The following is an 18,074-nucleotide window of genomic DNA, read 5'->3' as shown; positions in this document are numbered from 1 at the left end:
TATTGAACCGTTCGGATAAGCGATGACATTCACGCCGATAACAAAAAAGGCTTCCTTTCGGAAGCCTTGCTTGTGTCCGGAGCGGGACTTGAACCCGCACGCCCGTTTAAAAATAGGCACTAGCACCTCAAGCTAGCGCGTCTACCATTCCGCCACCCGGACATGTGCCTTTAAGCAACAGAAAGAAACTATAGCACGACGCAAGCCTGACGCAAATCAGACCCCTCTTGGGCGTGTCGTTTTCCTGAGTAGCGACAATCTGCCCTGTGTCGCCTGCACATTCCAACAGAATGACAAACATGGCCACACCGCGCACAAGCTGCGGAACCTGACCCAGTGATAGCCTTGCAACCATGACTGATCCGCTGTTTCTGCTGCACCCCGAATCCGACGACGCGCCGGTGAACACCGACTCGCTGCGTGAAGGATGGAACATCACGCTACCCAAGTCCATCAGACGCCACGCCATCCAAGCCATGCGCCTGCACGACGGTGACACACTCCAGCTGTCTGACGGCCATGGACTGCGCATCCACACCACACTGGTCGACGCCGAACAGGGACAAGCGCAAGTCAGCGCGTTCAGCAAAGAGGAGCCGCCTGTCACCCGACTCGCGCTCATCCAGGCGCTCGCAAAAACCGGACATGACGAGCAGGCAATCGACATGGCCACCCAGATCGGGGTCGATACGGTTATCCCTTGGCAGGCGGACCGCTCCATCGCCAAATGGAAACGCGGACGGAGCGATCGCAAATGGTCACAAACCATCGATGCCGCAACAGAACAGTCACGCCGGGCATGGCGGCCGCAGCTTGACGATTGCATCTCCAGCAAGCAGCTCGTGGCCGTCTGCCGCCGGGCGATGGTATTCGGCGATATCGTCATCGTCCTGCACCAGGATGCGACCGCCAACTGGGAGCAGATCGAACAGGCGGTCGCGCATATGGAACAACGCTGCATTGAAGACGGTCGTACCCGCACGGTCAATGTCGTCGTCGGGCCAGAAGGCGGAATCAGTGAGCAGGAAGCGCGTCAATTCGCCGATGCTGGAGCCATGTGCACGTTGCTCGGGCATAATATCCTGCGCGCGTCCACCGCAGGGCCGGTCGCGTTGTCGCTGCTGTCACGGGCCATGGGACGATACGCCTGACATCGCACGGCCAAGGCGCCCGCATACTATGATGCAATAAAGGAAACGACGCGCCACGCCTTCGGAACACACCGCGATACACAGGCGAACCGGCACGCCATCACTATCGAGACAAGGGAGATCCTGTTTTCATGCGGCTGATTCATGTGGACAACATCGACGACGAGCGCATCGCCGCCTACACCAATCTCACCGAACTCCAGCTCCGCAACCGCCTTGAACCCGCAAAGGGGTTGTTCATCGCCGAATCCCCCAAAGTCATCGACCGTGCGCTCGCCGCAGGCCGTGAACCAATCTCCCTGCTGGTGGAAGAGCCATGGATCGCTGGCATGAGCGACGAGTTCGAATACATCGACCAGAATTGGGGGCCGGATATCCCCGTATATGTAGCCAGCCCCGAACAACTCAAACGGCTGACCGGATACCGTCTGCACCGCGGTGCGCTGTCGGCGATGAAACGTTGGCCACTGCCGAGCGTCGAAGAGGTCTGCCGTGGCGCTCGCCGCATCGCCGTCATGGAAAACATCGTCGATCACACCAATGTCGGGGCTCTGATGCGTTCAGCCGCTGCGCTTGACGTGGATGCGGTGCTCGTGACGCCCTCGTGCGGCGATCCGCTCTACCGCAGGGCGGCCCGTGTGTCCATGGGCACGGTGTTTCAGGTGCCGTGGACGCGCATCGGCGGCGATGACACGCATTTCTGGCCGGTCCAAGGTCTCGCCCAGCTCCGTGAGCTGGGGTTCGCTACGGCGGCAATGGCTTTGGATGACGATTCCATCAGTCTTGATGAGCTTGTCCGTCGGCTCGACAATGATCCAGCGTCCCCCGACCATATCGACAAGCTCGCCTTGATTTTCGGCACAGAAGGCGACGGGTTGTCCCATCGCACAATCTCCCATGCGGATCTCACCGTGAAAATCCCGATGAGCCACGGCGTGGACAGCCTCAATGTGGCAGCTTCCAGCGCGGTCGCGTTCTATGCGACACGGGTCAAGCACTGACGTACGCGATACAGAATACAGCGCTGCAAACAGTAATGCTTCCCGCTGCCTGATGAAAGGCGGCAAGGAAGCATATCAGCACCGGGTTCGTATACGGCGTGCGCCTTATGACGATCAATATTGCGGCATGGCATCGAGATTGAACCCGATGGCCGCAAGCTGTTCACGCCCCTCAGGGGTGATTTTGTCCACGGTCCAGCGCGGCTGCCATGTCCAGTCGATGCGGAATTCCTCGACGAGCCCGGCGAGCGTGCTCGCGCATTCGTCTTCGATGAGTTCCGTCAGCGGGCACGCCGGCGTGGTAAGGGTCATCGTGATGATTGCGCGTCCAAGATTATCGATTTCGATGCCGTACACCAAGCCGAGGTCGATGACATCAATGCCGAGTTCGGGATCAATGACTTGGTGCAGTGCTTCTTTCACGTCCGCGGCGGTTGCACGGCCAATATCGTCCACAGCGACCAGCGGGACATCATCCTCGTTGTCCGTCTCGTCCCTGTGCTTGCATTCCTGCTTGCTGTGCTTGCCACACGCGCAACGGTCGCCTTCGGATGCTGTGTCATTCCCCGGCTTGGTATCGGACGTGCTGTCGGTCTGGGCATCCAACGCGCCTAGCAGCTGCGGATTGGCCATGACCTTGCGCGCGGCGTTGTCATTGCCCAAAGCTTGGGAAACGGTATCGAAAATCGTGGATTGTGGTTCGGGGACCAGATTGCCCTGATCTGTCATCTTGCTCCTTATCGGCTCAGTCGGCTTCGCCGGCAGGTGTCTTGTCTTGCGAGGCCAAGGCCTTGGCGACGGCATCTTTCATGCCTTCCCAGCCGAGCAACGCACATTTGATACGCATAGGATACTTCGAAACGCCTTGGAACACCACAGCATCCTCAAGCTGTTCGTTCTCGGCGTCATCGGCAAGCCCCTTGCCTCGGGATTCCATGAGTTTGTGGAATGTGGCGCCCAGGTTCATGGCCTCATCGACGGTTTTGCCTTCGACCAGATCGGTCATCACCGACAGGCTCGCCTGGGAAATCGAACAGCCGTGGCCATCCCACTCGAGCTGTTCGATGCGATGCGGCTCGTCCTGCGAGACTTCGACACGGATGGTCGCCTCATCCCCACACGTCGGGTTGAATTGGTGGGATTGCCCTGTTTCGCAGTATTCGTGGTTCTGGCGTACGCTCGCCTCACCTTGGTCAAGCGAGGACTGGCCGGTCGCGGTGTCGTTCTCTTGGGCCAAATCCGGCGCGAAATGCGCTTTCCCGTGCGGATCGCGAGCCGCTTCGAGAATGACCTCCTGATACATCTGCTCGAGGTCATCGCCGCTCATGCCGAAATCATCACTCATGCCTGTTCCCTACTCTCGCTTACATGCTTGCGGGGGCATATCATACCCCCGCAGAGGCGTTACCACCATACCTGATAAGGGATACACCCAAAGCGCATTCATCGACTGCGAATTGGGCGTACCCGTCAGACCGGTCGGGCACGCATGTAACATGCTTCGAATGTCCACCAGCCTTGGCATCAGACCTTGAAGAACGGCCTGACCTTAGAAACCGCTTCGACTAGGGCCTGCGCATCCTCAACGCTGTTGTACACGCCGGTGGATGCACGGTTGGAGGCATACAGCCCGAAGTGACGGTGCACCGGCTGGGCACAATGATGGCCGACGCGGATTGCGATACCCAGCGAATCGATGAACTGGCCGACATCATGCGGGTGGACGCCCTGGACATCAAATGCCACGGTACCGATACGATCGACATTTTCACGCGGTCCCAAGATCCGGACCCCATCAATATCGCCGAGTTTCAGCAGTTCGCCGGCGATGGCCTTCTCATGCGCTTCGATGTTCTCCATGCCAATCGAACGCATCCAGTCGGCGGCAACGCCGGCTGCCACCACCTGGGCGACGGGCTGGGTCCCGGCTTCAAAACGTGCAGGCGGGGCCATATATTCTGCCGGCTTGTCCATCCACGCCAATTCGACCATGGATCCACCGAAATTGGCCGGCGGCAGGGCCTCCAGCAACTCACGCTTGCCATACAGGAAGCCCACGCCGGTCGGGCCATACATCTTGTGGGCGCTCCACGCGGCGAAATCAACATCCATCGCATGGAAATCAACCTTGAGATGCGGTACGGACTGGCAGGCGTCGAGAATGAAGACCGCCCCCACTTCATGGGCGCGGCGGACAATCGGCACGATATCCGTAATGGCGCCCGTGGTGTTGCCCACATGGGTGATTGCGACGACCTTCGTGCGTTCGGTGATGACCTGATCGGCGGTATCGGAACGGATGCGTCCGTCCTCGGTCAGATCGAACCATTTGAGGGTTGCTCCGGTACGGTAGGCGAGCTCCTGGAACGGCAGCAGCACCGAATGGTGTTCTGCTTTGGAGACCACAATCTCATCGCCGGGCTTCAAAGCGAATCGTTGGGCCGCCTTGCCGCCGCGGCCGAGGATCGCATTGCCGAACGCGGTCGCCAGTAGGTTCAATCCCGCGGTCGCACCTGCGGTGACAACGATTTCCTCCTCGCCTTCCTCGCTGTTGGCACCGACCAAGCGTGCGACCTTGGCACGCGCCTCTTCGAACGCCATCGTGCTGCGAGCAGCCAACTCGTGGGCACCGCGGTGGACACCTGCGTTGATGGTGCGGTAGAACTCGCTTTCGGCGTCGATCACGCACTGCGGCTTCTGCGATGTCGCAGCGGAGTCCAGATAGACCAGCGGATGACCGTGGATCTCTTGGTCAAGAATCGGGAACTGCTGCCTGATTGCAGCGAAATCAACATCTGCCATTGTGATCCTTGTCTTTCAGATTGTTCAGGCCAACGCCGATTCCGTACTGCCTTCCGGCAAGTACTCGTCATAGCCGTTCTCCTCCAGCTCGTCGGCAAGCTCCGGGCCTCCGGTCTTGACAAAATGACCGTCGGCAAAGACATGGACGATATCCGGCTTGATGTACTTGAGGATACGCGTGTAGTGGGTGACCATGAGAATGCCCAGATCGGTGTTCTCCTTGGCACGGTTCACGCCTTCGGACACAATGCGCAAGGCGTCGACGTCCAAGCCGGAATCGGTTTCGTCGAGGATGGCGAACTTCGGCTTGAGCAGTTCGAGCTGCAACACCTCAGCGCGCTTCTTCTCACCGCCGGAGAACCCTTCATTGACGGAGCGCATCGCGAACTTCGGGTCCATGCGCAGCCGCTTCATCGCCTCGTTGAGTTCCTTGGTCCATGTGCGGATTGACGGCGCTTTGCCGTCGACTTCCGTTTTCGCGGTGCGCAGGAAGTTGGTCATGGACACGCCCGGCACTTCGACCGGGTACTGCATGGCGAGGAACAGGCCTTCCTTGGCTCGCTCATCCGGCGTCTGCTTGAGGATGTCCACGCCGTCGAGCAACACCTGGCCGGAATCGACTTCGTACTTCGGGTGACCTGCCAGCGTGTAGGCGAGGGTGGACTTGCCGGAGCCGTTGGGGCCCATGATCGCATGGGTCTCCCCCGAATGGACAGTCAGATTGACCCCCTTGAGGATCTGCTTGCGTCCCTCCTTGGTTTCTACAGAGGCGTAGAGGTCCTTGATTTCGAGAGTATGCTGCATGTTACTTTTCCTCCAATACGGCTTGCATGGCCGCGTTCTCGCCTCGTGCCAGGCGACGGTCGATCACATTCATCAGGTGCTGTGCGATGGCGGGAACGCCGATTTCCTCGACGAGTTCCGCGAAGAATCCTTGGACCACCAGTTTGCGCGCCTCGGTTTCGCTGATGCCCCTGGATTCGAGATAGAACAGTTCCTCATCATCGAATCGGCCGACCGAGCTGGCATGGCCTGCACCGACGATGTTGCCGTTCTCGATTTCCAAGTTCGGTTCGGAATCCGCGATGGCACCCGGGGTAAGCACCAGATTCCTGTTGAGCTCGTAGGAGTCCGTGCCCGGGGCGGTCGGCTCAATCAGCGCGTTGCCAACCCATGTGGAATGCGCGCCCTTGCCGCTCAACGCACCCTTGTACACGACGCGGGACTTGCACTCAGGATAGTTGTGCACGACCATCGTCCGATGCTCGATATGCTCGCCCGGGTCGGCGAAATAGATGCCGAGCATGTTGAGATCGCCTTGGGCGCCGCCGAAATCTTGATCCATGCGGATACGCACGACGTCACCGCCGAGCGTCACCACGGAATGCCGCAACGAGGCTCCCGCCCCGACACGGATGCGGTGGTTGCCCACATGTTTGGAGCCTTTATCCCATTCCTGCACGAAGGTCGTGGAGATATGAGAATCCGCGCCCGTGGAGATTTCCACGCCTTCAGCGATACGGGCGAGACCGTCATGTTCGACGATGACATCGCCATGCGCACGATCCTCTGCGACGATGACCAGATGGACCGCATCAAGGTCATTGCCGCCGCCATGGATATGCACGAGCACCGGCGTGTCGATTTCGCCGCGCAAGCGTACCACAGTAGCCGCCTTGCCGCTGGCCCATTCAACCGCGGAAACCCGGTCGTTCGGCATCATCACGGTTCCTGAGGGCTGCTCCCCCATCGCGACCTGCGTCACATCAACATGCCCGGCATCGACGGGACGTCCCTCGGTGTCGGTGACTTCGATGCTCGTTTTGCCGCTCGGCTCGAACACGTCGAAGAATTCCTCGATGCGTTCAATCGGCGTGTATCGCCAATCCTCTTGTTTTCGGGTCGGCTGCTTGAAGTCGTCCACCTCGAAGGACCGCGGTTCACGGTCCGCACTCGACGGCATGGCCGCGGGGAACGCATACGGGTCATGCGGGTCGGCTTGCGGGACCTTGATTTCCGTATCCTTCGGCTGGGTTTGCGATTGTACGTCCTGTACGTTCTGCATTGTGTTCTGCTCTTGTTCTGCCATGGATCAGCCTACCGATCCTTCCATCTGCAATTCGACGAGCCTGTTGAGCTCAAGCGCGTATTCCATCGGCAGCTCGCGGCTGATCGGCTCGACGAAGCCGCGGACGATCATGCCCATGGCCTCCTTCTCTTCGAGACCACGGCTCATGAGATAGAACAGCTGGTCTTCGGAAACCTTGGAAACAGTCGCCTCATGGGCCATGGATACGTCATCCTCGCGCACATCGACATGCGGATACGTGTCGGAGCGAGAGAAATCATCAACCAGCAGGGCATCGCACACGACCGACGAGCTCGAGCCTTCGGCTCCGTCGACGATTTTCACGAGTCCACGATAAGCAGAACGACCGCCGCCGCGTGAAATGGACTTCGCCACAATCGTGGAGCTGGTGTGGGGGGCGAGATGAATCATCTTCGCGCCCGTATCCTGATACTGCCCCTTGCCGGCGAAACCGAGGGACATGGTGGATGCCTTGGCATACGGCTCGGCGAGGATGCATGCCGGGTACTTCATGGTTGCCTTGGATCCGATGTTGCCATCGACCCATTCCATTGTGCCGCCTTCACGCACGTATGCGCGCTGAGTGACGAGATTGTACACATTGTTCGACCAGTTCTGCACTGTCGTGTAGCGTACGCGGGCATGCTTCTCGACGACTATTTCGACGATGGCGGCATGCAGCGAGTCCGTGGAGTATATCGGCGCGGTACACCCTTCAACGTAATGCACGTAGGAGCCTTCGTCGGCGATGATGAGCGTGCGCTCGAACTGGCCCATATTCGGCGTGTTGATGCGGAAATAGGCCTGGAGTGGAATATCGACATGCACGCCCTTCGGCACGTAGACGAAGGAGCCGCCCGACCATGCCGCCGTGTTCAGTGCGCCGAACTTGTTGTCCTCCGGCGGCACGACCTTGCCGAAATACTTCCGGACCAAATCAGGGTATTCGCGGACCGCGGTATCGGTATCGACGAAGATTACGCCCTGTTTCTTCAGATCATCGCGAATCGAATTGTAGATGACCTCGGATTCGTACTGCGCCGCGACTCCGGAGACCAGACGCTTCTTCTCCGCTTCCGGGATGCCAAGCTTGTCGTAGGTATTGCGGATATCGTCGGGAAGATCCTCCCAACGCTTCGCCTGCTCCTTGATCGGCTTGACATAGTACTTGAAATCGTCGGCGTTGAAGCCGCTCAGATCAACGCCCCACGAGGGCATCGGCTTGTCGACGAAAGCCTTGTAGCCGCGCAGACGCATGTCAAGCATCCATTGCGGCTCGTGCTTGTCGGCGGAGATGGCCCTTACGACGTTCTCGTCGATGCCTTTCTTCGCCGCTTCGCCGGCTGCGTCGGAATCATGCCAGCCGTAGTTGTAGTCACCGAACTGGCTGATGATCTCGTCATCCTGCTTGATCTTGTCCTCGTTGACGCGGGAACGGTCAGCCACATACTGGCTCATCTCCACGTCTTCCGCGGCGTTTGGTGTGTGTTCGCTCGCCACCGTACGCTGCCTCCATTCATTCGTTGTTCCATCGCTAACCTAACAGACAGGGACGGAAAAAACTAGGGGTTGTCCGAACTACGCCTCATGCGAAATCGGATGGTGACACGTGTAGGCGTGTCGAAATGAATGCGCCTGCACAACTTTGGATGTGCAGGCGCATTCGTGGTTCCGGTCAATGATGCCGGCTGTTTCGCACGTCAGTCACAGTCAGTCTTGGTCGGCCGCCTGATGATCCAGGGCCGCCTTGACCAGACCCGCGAACAGCGGATGCGGGCGGGTCGGGCGGGACTTGAACTCCGGGTGAGCCTGGGTGCCCACGTAGAACGGGTGGACATCCTGCGGAAGCTCCACGAACTCGGTGAGTTCGCCGTCCGGGCTTTCGCCGGAAATCCGCAGGCCGCCGTCACGCAGCTGCTGCTTGTAGTTGACGTTGACTTCATAACGGTGACGATGACGCTCGGTCACGTGGGTGCTGCCATAGAGCTGGGCGACCAAGGAATCCTCCTCGAGGTTCGCCGGGTAGGAGCCCAGGCGCATGGTGTGGCCCATATCGCCGTGGCCGGCGACGATGTCCTTCTGCTCTTCCATTGTGGCGATGACAGGGTTCTTGCAATCGGGCTCGAATTCAGTGGAGTTGGCATCCTCAAGGCCGAGCACGTCGCGCGCATACTCGATGACCATGGACTGGAGTCCAAGGCACAGGCCGAGCGCCGGAAGGCCAGTCTCGCGGGCGAACTTCAGCGCGCCGATCTTGCCTTCGATGCCGCGAATACCGAAACCGCCAGGGATCACGATGCCGTCGACGTTGTTGAGCGCCGCCTTCGCACCTTCCCAGGTCTCGCACAGGTCGGCCGCGACCCACTTGACGTTGACCTTGGCGTAGTTGGCGAAACCGCCGGCCTTGATCGCCTCGGTGACGGACAGGTAGGCATCCGGCAGATCGATGTACTTGCCGACGATGGCGACGTTCACCTCATGCTTGGGGTGGTGCACGCGCTCGAGCAGATCCTCCCACTCGGCCCAATCCACATCGTGGAACGGCAGGCCGAGTTCGCGCACGACGTAGGCGTCCAGTCCCTCGTCGAACAGAATCTTCGGCACGTCGTAGATGCTCGGGGCGTCCACGCAGTTGACCACGCCTTCAGGATCGACATCGCACATGAGCGAAATCTTGTCCTTGATGGACTGGTTGAGCGTGCGGTCGGAACGCAGCACGAGCGCGTCCGGGGTGATGCCCAGCTGGCGCAGCATCATCACGGAATGCTGGGTCGGCTTGGTTTTCAGTTCATGCGCGGCGGAGATGTACGGCACCAGGGAGACGTGCACGAACATGCAGTTCTCCGGACCGAGTTCGCGGCGCACCTGGCGTGCGGCCTCGAGGAACGGCTGGGATTCGATGTCACCGACCGTGCCGCCGATTTCGGTGATGATCACGTCAACGTCGTCCGCGGCCTGGGCGCGCATACGGCTCTTGATTTCGTTGGTGATGTGCGGAATCACCTGCACGCACTGGCCGAGATACTCGCCGGCTCGCTCCTTGCGCAGCACGGACTGGTAGATCTGACCAGTGGTGACGTTCGCCTTCTGGCTGAGGAAGACATCGAGGAAACGCTCATAGTGGCCGATGTCGAGATCGGTTTCGGCGCCGTCCTCGGTGACATAGACCTCACCGTGCTGGAACGGGTTCATCGTGCCAGGATCGACATTGATGTAGGGATCGAGTTTCTGCTGCAGGACGCGGATGCCGCGGCTGCGCAGCAGACGGCCCAAGGACGAAGCAGTCAGTCCTTTACCGAGGGAGGAAACCACGCCTCCGGTGACGAAAATATGCTTGGTGACGTGTTCCGATGCATTGCCATGTTGTCTTCTTGCCATGGAACTCCAATCTATCATCTCGCCATGACCCGGCGTGTTATGTTGCTGCGAGGAGAAAGACAGCTCAGTGAAAATCTCAATTTCTCGACCATAAGCCGATATTCTGCGAGATTTTGAGAAGAAAGTCTTCAAATCTCGCGTCAGCAGGCGTTTCCCAAGAGACATTGAGATTCCGCTGTGTTTGTGACGAAATGCACCGGTGCCGAAATGCTTGGAATTCAACGAATCTCAGCTTCGTTGAATTCCAGATATCACCCCAGGAATCCAATAATCTCCCGAAATGTACCTTGGGACGGATATATTGAGACATTTCTCTCAATTTCTCGATGAATTCGGCACATCGACGAGATATTCAGAACATTGCTGTGATATTGCCGGTGCCATCGCCAACATGCGTTGACCAACTGACAAAATCCGTGAAAGCAAGCAAATCAGTTTCCGTACCAATCTGGGTCGGAGGCGTCGCGGGCGGCGGTGCCGTGCCAGGTGGAGGGCGTGGCGGCCACGTGGATGGCGATTGCTGAACCGGCGGGCACGGTCGCGTTGAGTTTGCCGTCGATGCCGATATGCACTTTCGACGAGCAGTCGCCGCTGGCGTAGACATTGCAGTAGTCGCCTGCGGGCATCGACGTGGAATACGACATGGTGGCGTCGTTCTCGCCGTTGTTGATCACGATGTAGGCCCGGGCGCCACGGCCGAAGCCGATCACGTTATCGCCGTCGTCATGCCAGTCGGTCATACGTGCGGACCCGGCGACATTGTGCCAGCCGATCATGCCGCGAATCGCCGTCCACCGCTGCGTGCACGTCCAATCCGAGCCTGTGCCGCATGTGGTGTCGGGAACGGATGTCTTGGTCGCCCCTGGGGCTCCGTCGTCAGATTTCTCGTATTCGTAGCCGGAGAAGATGTTCGGCGTGCTGTACGGGTAGGCGAGCATGAAGGCGTTGGCCAGCAGATAGGAGTTTTCGTCTCGGTATGTCAGGGTCATGCCGTTGCGTTCGGTATCCCAATTGGTGACGAATATCGCCGCGTCACCGCTGGGCACCAGATTGCTCGTGATGTCTTTGATTGATTTGGTGCCACCGACCAGCGAATTCGAGAAGAAGGTCTTGAGCTGGTAGGCGTACTGGAATTCGGACACCTGCCCGGAACGCGTGTAGTTCTTCGGCTGGATGGCTGCGGCCTCGCTGACATTGCCGATGACCTCCTGCATCCACCAGATGTCGCTCAGGGAACGTCCGGTCTTCTGCGCCACGAGTTTCTTGATGGCGAGGACATCAGTATTGGAGATGTGTTTGACCGCGTCCACCCTGAAGCCGGCGACGCCGTATTTCAAGAGTTTGGCGAAATACGAAGCGAGCGTGTCACGCACATGGGCGGATGATGTGTCAAGGTCCTGCAATCCGGAGACACGGCAATCCTGCACGTTCTCCTGGTCGGTGTAGTTGATGACATCCGTGTCGCAGGTGTGGAAGTCCTTCGCGGTGTATCCGATGGCGGGGAAATCGCCCTTCGCGTCGAAGGAGCTGCCGCCGGTACCGGTGCCGCTACCCTGGTCGACGCCGGTTGTGTGGTTGATAACGGCGTCGGTGATGACGCCGACCCCTGCGGCCTTGCAGGTGGCGACCATGGATTTGAACTCCTGTTCGGTTCCTTCCTTGGAGTTCAAGTTGTAGCTCACCGGCTGATAGGACGTCCACCATTGAGTGCCTTTGATGGATTCCTGCGGCGGAGAGACCTGAACGTACGCCACACCTTCAGGTCCGAGGGTATCCGTACATTCCTTGGCGACTGACTTCCAGTTGGCTTGGAACATAGTCACGATGACATCGCTGCGGTAGCTTGCCGGATCGAAATCAGCGGGGACACCGGTCGGTGTGCGGAATGTCGCTACGGTAAGGCCTGCGCTGACGGCGATGCACAGCACGGCGACCACAATGGTTCTGATGCGTTGTTTCATGGTTCCTCCGTTGGATGGGCTGACAGCATTCTATGACGGGCGGCTCGGTCCTGCAAACGTTCGCAGTCGGCGGTGGACGATAACACCTTGCGGGAGCGCAAACGAGTCGATGAAAACGACAACGGGTGACGAACGTTGTCTTACGTTCGTCACCCGTTGGTGGGACGCGTCTGACACGAGGTCGGACTATGCGCCGTAGACCAGGCTAGTCACGGTATGCGCCGTGCTTGGCTCTGCGCTCCCCTGCCAGTGACATTGCACCAGCCAAGGCCAGTGCGAGGCACACGAGGATGGCACCGGCAACGGAAGCGCCGGTCTTGGCGAGATCCGCCGGCTGGTTCGCGGCTTGCGCCGCGGACTTGCCGTCCTGGGGCTTCGCAGCGGTGTTGCCGTTGTCGTTTTTCTGCGACGGCACATCGCCCTTATTGTCTGAATCGCCAGGTTTCTGGGCATTGGCATCGTCAGCCTTGTCGCCAGGCGTATCCGTCTTGGTCGACGGCACGAAGGCGAGCACAGTGGCTGACAGCGCCGGAGCGGTGTAGCCGGCGTCGGTGACCGCGGCAGTCTTGGCCTTGGATGCATCGGTGGCAACCGTGCCGTCCGAGACCAGCAGCTTGTAGTCGCCAGCAGTCAAGCCGGATACCGTGGAATCGGCATCATTGGCGTTGAGGATGACCACGTACGTGCCGTCATCATCCTTGACCTGATATGCGACTACCCCATCCTTGGCCTGCAAGACCTTGGTGTTGTTCGCAATCTGGTCATAGTCGGACATGCGGAATGCCGCAACCTTCTTGCGCAGGGCGATCAGCCCCTTGACGTACTCGGCATTGGCGCCATAGTTGGCATCGTCGAGCCGATGCCAATCGATGGCGTTGACCGAATCACCGGACTTGTAGCTGTTGCCTTCACCGTTCTTGGTGCGCTGGAATTCCTGGCCGAGTTGAATCTCGGAGATGCCCTGCGACAGGAACACCACGGCGTCGGCGAGTTCGGCGCGCTTGGTGCGCGTCGCCTCGTCGTCGTTCGGCACCGACTTGACGAGCTTGTCGTACAAGGTCATGTTGTCGTGAATCTCCGCATACTGGACCACCTGGGAGGCGGTCTGGTAATGATCCTGTGCATTGCCGTTCCAGCAGGTGGTGGCGCCCTCGCTCGTATCGTACGGGCAGCCGAGCATGTTGTGCAGGATCAGCTTCTCCTGATCCTTCTTGCCGGAGATGAAACCGGTGTCGGTGTCGGAGAACACGGAGCCCTTGAGCCCATCGCGGATGGAATCGTTGAAGAACGAGACAGTCGAGCCGGTCTTCGTGCCGTTGGAGCCGGTGTTGTCCAGCTCATACGCGTTCGGCTGGATGGACATCTTGGACTTGTCCATCGTGGTGTTCATATCCCAGCCTTCGCCGACGATGATGATACCCGGATCGATCTTGTCGAGGGCCGCGCGCACTTCCTTCATGGTTTCGAGATCCTCGAGGCCCATGAGGTCGAAGCGGAAGCCGTCGACATTGTAGTTCTTCGCCCAATACGTGACCGAGTCGACGATGTATTTGCGCATCATCGCACGCTCGGAGGCGGTATCGTTGCCGCAACCGGAGTTGTTGACCATGGAACCGTCCGCGTTGTACCGGAAGTAATATCCCGGAACCGTGAGATTGAACGGGTTCGTGGAAGCGTCGGCAACATGGTTGTACACCACGTCCATGATGACGCGCAGACCGTTCTTATGCAGTCCGTTGATCATCTCCTTGGCTTCGACGATACGCGTGGACGGATTGCTCGCGTTCGAGGAATACGAGCCTTCCGGCACGTTGTAGTTCTCCGGGTCATACCCCCAGTTGTAGTTGTTATCGTCCAATGTCTTGGTCTCGTCAACGCTCGCGTAGTCGAACATCGGCTGGATTTGCACGTGGGTGATGCCCAACTGCTTGAGGTAGTCAAGACCGGTCGCCTTGCCTTGGGGGTTGGTGGTGCCTTCCTCCACAACACCCAGGTACTTGCCGCGATTGGCTTCGGACACGCCGGAATTGGCGTTCATCGTCAGATCACGGATATGGGTTTCTGCGATCACCGCGTTGGACGACGAACCGAAGGACGGCATGCGGTGGAAGTCTTTGATGGACTTCTCCGCGTCGGACAGCACCACGGAACGCTTGCCGTTGACTACGGCCGCGGTCGCATACGGATCCGGCGAATAGTTCACCGTGCCGTCGGCGAAGGTGAGGCGATACTGGTAGGCGGTATCCTTGAGATCCCCGTCCACCGCGACGCTCCACACGCCCTTGTCACCCTTGGTCATCTGCGAGGTATAGTCCTGCTCGGCGTCCGCGCTCGTGTCGGACTTGTAGACGACCAGGTCCACGCCGGTGGCGGTCGGAGCCCACACCTTGAAGGTGGTCTTGGCCTTGGTCCACGTGGCTCCAAGATCATCACCGTCGTAGGCGTAGTTCTTGTCGAAGTCGTCGGTGCGCACGATGGCACCAGCAACCGCAGTCGCCGAACCGATCTTGTCACCCTTGTCGTTGTTGATGGTCACGGTGTACGCGCCGTCCACAGCGAGAGCGTCCTTCGTGGTCACGGTTACGGTTGCCTTGTCGGCCTTCACATCAGCGACTTCGACGGTCTTGCCGTTGGCGTCGGTCACCGTAGCCGTCACGTCGCCGGAAGGCTCGCCGCTGAGTTTGACGGCGATCTTCTTGGCATCGGCGATTTCCGCGCTGCGCACCGATACGGTCAGGGACGGTTGCGCGGTGTAGACGGTTGGGTCGCCGGCGACCAGCCAGACCTCAGCCTTGCCGGTCTTGGTGGCGGAGTCGAACACCAGGGAGTCGGCCGGGATGAAGTGGTTTTCGCCATCAGGTTCCTTGATCCAGGCATCGCCACCGTAGCGGCGCAGCAAGCCGATGTCACTGGCTCCAGATGACGTGTCGGTGGGATACTTGTAGTTTTTCAGCGTCCACGTGCTGATTTCACCCCAGTCATCATGACTGGTGAGGCTCTGCTGCGAATTAACGCTGCCGGCACCTGACCATGTCCACAGGTCCCACTGCGGAGTCTTGTTCGTCGTGTCGCCGGCGTTGAAATACAGGCCGTCGTCTCGGTAGTAGTGCACCGTAATGTTCACGTCATACCCTTTGCAGGAGCTGACGTAGTCGGCAGGGGCAACGGTGAGCGTCTGCTCGAGATCCGAGGCGGTGCCGTCCACCCAGATCTCTGCGGTGCCGTCCGCTGCGACCTTCACATTACGGTCGTTCTGGCCGACCTTGTCCCAGTCATCCTTGCCCTTGATAATGACACCGAAATCGGTGTACGTACCGTCGAAGGTGACAGTGGCGACTTCGCCCCAGCAATCGGTGCCGGAGAACTCGATCTGCTGTCCGTCAAGTTTCGCTGAGGTGTTGGAATTCGATCCCCACACCCACAGGGCGCGTGCCTTGTCACCCGCAGGCGCCTTGTAATGGACGACCAAACGAGTCTTGCCGTTCTGGTGGTATGTTTTCGGCGAACCGACCGTGCTGGCATGATCGGTGACGGTCTGCTGGACGATGCCCTTGGCGGCTTCGTAATTGCCACCGCCGTTCGGATTGTCCCAGCTGTTGCTGCCGTCGTTGAACACGTATTGCACGGCATTGCCGCCGGTTTCGATGGTGTACTTCCAGTAGCCGCTCGTCTTGTCGTAGGTCATCGCCTTGCCGGGAACGTCGGTCCAGGTTTCGCCGACACCGTAGTGGATGTACGGCTGCTTGTATCCGTTGTCGTTCTTGTAGTACACGGTGAGCGTGGTGTCCGTGGGCTTGACGGCCTCGTCCTTGATTTCGACCTTCGGGTCGGACGGGTCGGTGGTCGCCGAGGCCGCCGGATGGCTGGCCTTGGTGGCGCCGCCGTACAGGGCGATTGCCGAACGGGCCGGGATGGTGGTCTTGACCTTGCCGCCGGAGACGGTCACGGTCTGGGAGCAATCCTGGGTGGAGAACACATTGCAGTATTCGCCGTCCGGAAGCGTCGTGTCGTAAGTGACGTCAAGCGCCTTGGTGCCGTTGTTGAGCGCCAGGAAGCCCTTGGTGCCGCGCGAGAAGGCGATGCTGTCGTTGCCGTTGGACTGCCAGTCTTTGACCGGTGAGGTCGCGGTATCGCCGACGTATTTGTGGAAGGCGATCATGCCGCGCGTGGAGGTCCAGCGCTGCTCGCAGTTCCAGTCGCCCGTGTTGGTGGAGCAGGCCTTGTTCATGTCAACATCCGGGACCGTCGTGTCGGTGGCTCCTGGCGCACCGGCATCCCTGTTGTCAAACTTGTATCCTGACATCAGGCGCGGTGTACCGTAGCCGTAGGCCAGCATGAACGCGTTGGCGAGCTGGTACTTGCCGCTGTCCTTGTACGTAATGGTGCCGTTGTCGCGCTCGGTGTCCCAGTTGGTGACGAATACGTTCGCATCGTTGCTTGATAGGTCGCCGCTCAGTCGCTTGGCCAAGTCCTTGAGCGAAGTGACGTTGTTGTTGAACGCTTGGCTCATCTCGCTCTTGAATCCGAATTCGGTCACCGTACCGTTCTGTGTATAATGCGGCGGCTGGATGCCGGCGGCTTCGGAAGCATTGCCGATGACCTCCTGGATCCAGTAGATATCGGATGCGTTCTTGCCGATCTTCTGCGCAAGTTTGGCTTTCAGCGCGTGGAGGCTGTCGGTGTTGATGTGTTTGGCGGCGTCGATACGGAAGCCGAGCACGCCGTAGTTGTACATGCGGGCCATGTAGTCCGCTTCGATATCCTGGACCTTCTCGGATTCAGAATCGAAGTCGAGCATACCCAGCAGACGGCACTGCTGGACCTCCTCCTGATTCTTATAATCCGCAACCTCCTTGGTGCACGTGTGGAAGTCCGCAGCAGTCAAACCGTCAGGATACGTGGATGTCGCGAATCCGGGGAACGAGCCGGTATCGGGTGTGTACTCGCTGCCGTTCGTGCCGGTGTATGTAGTGGTCTTGCCGTCCGTACTTGGGGCAGCGGTGTTGTTCATGACCACATCGGCGATGATGCCCACGCCCTGCGCTTTACAGACGGTGATCATGTTCTTGAATTCAGCTTCGGTGCCAAGCTTCGAATCAAGCTTGTAGCTCACCGGCTGGTATGAGGTCGACCAGGAGCTTCCTTTGATGGACTCCTGAGGCGGGGACACTTCGACGTAGCCTACGCCTTCGGGGCCGTAGGTGTCCTTGCATTCCTTGGCGATGGTGTTCCAGGTCTGCTGGAACGCAATGACCTGGACATCGCTGTTGACCCAATCCGCCGCATTTGCTGCGGAGACATTGGATGATGCGGTGGTGCTGGAGCCGGAGGAAGCTGATGTATCTCCGGCCTGGGCGATGGACGGCAGGACGAGAGCGCCTGAGCCGAGGATCACCGCCGCGCAGACAGCGGCGCCGAAGGCCCGCTTGGCTGCTGAACTGAATCGTTGTATGGCCATATATCCTTCCAATTCTCAACTGTGAGATGCCCGTACAGGAAATCGCGCCGGATTGCGCGTACCCTGCCGTGGCTGTATCGCATGCCCTCCGGCCGTGTGACCACGACCACCTGGGGAGGTCCGTCATCGGATTGCATACGTTTGTATCAGGTATTTTCATGATATCGGGATTGTTCCGCAACACCAATGCAACGGTGCGATTGTTGAAAGTCCGCCATTCTTCAACACTGTTTG

At 59.2% G+C, this 18,074-nt stretch carries 11 protein-coding genes and 1 tRNA gene; 2 read left to right on the top strand and 10 right to left on the bottom strand.

Annotation, left to right across the window (positions count from 1 at the left end; genetic code table 11):
• Positions 1 to 73 precede the first annotated feature (73 nt).
• Positions 74 to 162: transfer RNA gene (locus ACZ41G_RS04135), tRNA-Leu, on the bottom strand.
• A gap of 191 nt (positions 163 to 353) precedes the next feature.
• Between ACZ41G_RS04135 and ACZ41G_RS04130 the strand changes: the two genes are divergently transcribed.
• Both ACZ41G_RS04130 and ACZ41G_RS04125 read left to right on the top strand, forming a co-directional pair.
• Positions 354 to 1,151, top strand: a complete 798-nt coding sequence (locus tag ACZ41G_RS04130) for a 16S rRNA (uracil(1498)-N(3))-methyltransferase (protein ID WP_033505521.1) — start codon at positions 354 to 356, stop codon at positions 1,149 to 1,151.
• A gap of 131 nt (positions 1,152 to 1,282) precedes the next feature.
• The gene (locus tag ACZ41G_RS04125; RefSeq protein WP_464144625.1) at positions 1,283 to 2,152 is read left to right on the top strand and encodes a TrmH family RNA methyltransferase; all 870 of its coding nucleotides are present in this window, start codon (positions 1,283 to 1,285) and stop codon (positions 2,150 to 2,152) included.
• A 114-nt stretch (positions 2,153 to 2,266) separates the two neighbouring features.
• Here the strand turns inward: ACZ41G_RS04125 and ACZ41G_RS04120 are convergent, their stop codons facing one another.
• The 9 genes from ACZ41G_RS04120 to pulA form a co-directional block, all read right to left on the bottom strand.
• A complete protein-coding gene (locus ACZ41G_RS04120) occupies positions 2,267 to 2,881 on the bottom strand; it encodes a metal-sulfur cluster assembly factor (protein ID WP_464144623.1) in 615 nt (204 codons plus the stop codon).
• Positions 2,882 to 2,897: 16 nt separating this feature from the next.
• Positions 2,898 to 3,497, bottom strand: coding sequence for a Fe-S cluster assembly sulfur transfer protein SufU (sufU, locus tag ACZ41G_RS04115; protein ID WP_033505515.1), 600 nt, complete (start codon positions 3,495 to 3,497; stop codon positions 2,898 to 2,900).
• Positions 3,498 to 3,676: 179 nt separating this feature from the next.
• Positions 3,677 to 4,954, bottom strand: coding sequence for a cysteine desulfurase (locus tag ACZ41G_RS04110; RefSeq protein WP_464144621.1), 1,278 nt, complete (start codon positions 4,952 to 4,954; stop codon positions 3,677 to 3,679).
• Positions 4,955 to 4,978: 24 nt separating this feature from the next.
• On the bottom strand, positions 4,979 to 5,758 hold the full coding sequence (sufC, locus tag ACZ41G_RS04105) for a Fe-S cluster assembly ATPase SufC (RefSeq protein ID WP_033505511.1): 780 nt from the start codon (positions 5,756 to 5,758) through the stop codon (positions 4,979 to 4,981).
• Position 5,759: 1 nt separating this feature from the next.
• Complete coding sequence (sufD, locus tag ACZ41G_RS04100; protein WP_412170428.1) at positions 5,760 to 7,019, bottom strand: Fe-S cluster assembly protein SufD; 1,260 nt, start codon at positions 7,017 to 7,019, stop codon at positions 5,760 to 5,762.
• 27 nt (positions 7,020 to 7,046) lie between these two features.
• Positions 7,047 to 8,501 (bottom strand): Fe-S cluster assembly protein SufB, encoded by a 1,455-nt coding sequence (gene sufB / locus ACZ41G_RS04095; RefSeq protein WP_044086142.1) that lies wholly within the window; start codon positions 8,499 to 8,501, stop codon positions 7,047 to 7,049.
• Positions 8,502 to 8,753: 252 nt separating this feature from the next.
• Positions 8,754 to 10,421, bottom strand: coding sequence for a CTP synthase (locus tag ACZ41G_RS04090; protein WP_015450495.1), 1,668 nt, complete (start codon positions 10,419 to 10,421; stop codon positions 8,754 to 8,756).
• Positions 10,422 to 10,852: 431 nt separating this feature from the next.
• Complete coding sequence (locus ACZ41G_RS04085) at positions 10,853 to 12,382, bottom strand: alpha-amylase (protein WP_464144618.1); 1,530 nt, start codon at positions 12,380 to 12,382, stop codon at positions 10,853 to 10,855.
• Between the two features lie 205 nt (positions 12,383 to 12,587).
• Complete coding sequence (pulA, locus tag ACZ41G_RS04080) at positions 12,588 to 17,840, bottom strand: type I pullulanase (protein WP_464144617.1); 5,253 nt, start codon at positions 17,838 to 17,840, stop codon at positions 12,588 to 12,590.
• Positions 17,841 to 18,074 lie beyond the last annotated feature (234 nt).

It is taken from the genome of Bifidobacterium porcinum (assembly GCF_055378475.1).
Note: the sequence above shows the minus strand (reverse complement) of the source record. Positions and strands in the feature narration are given on the sequence as shown.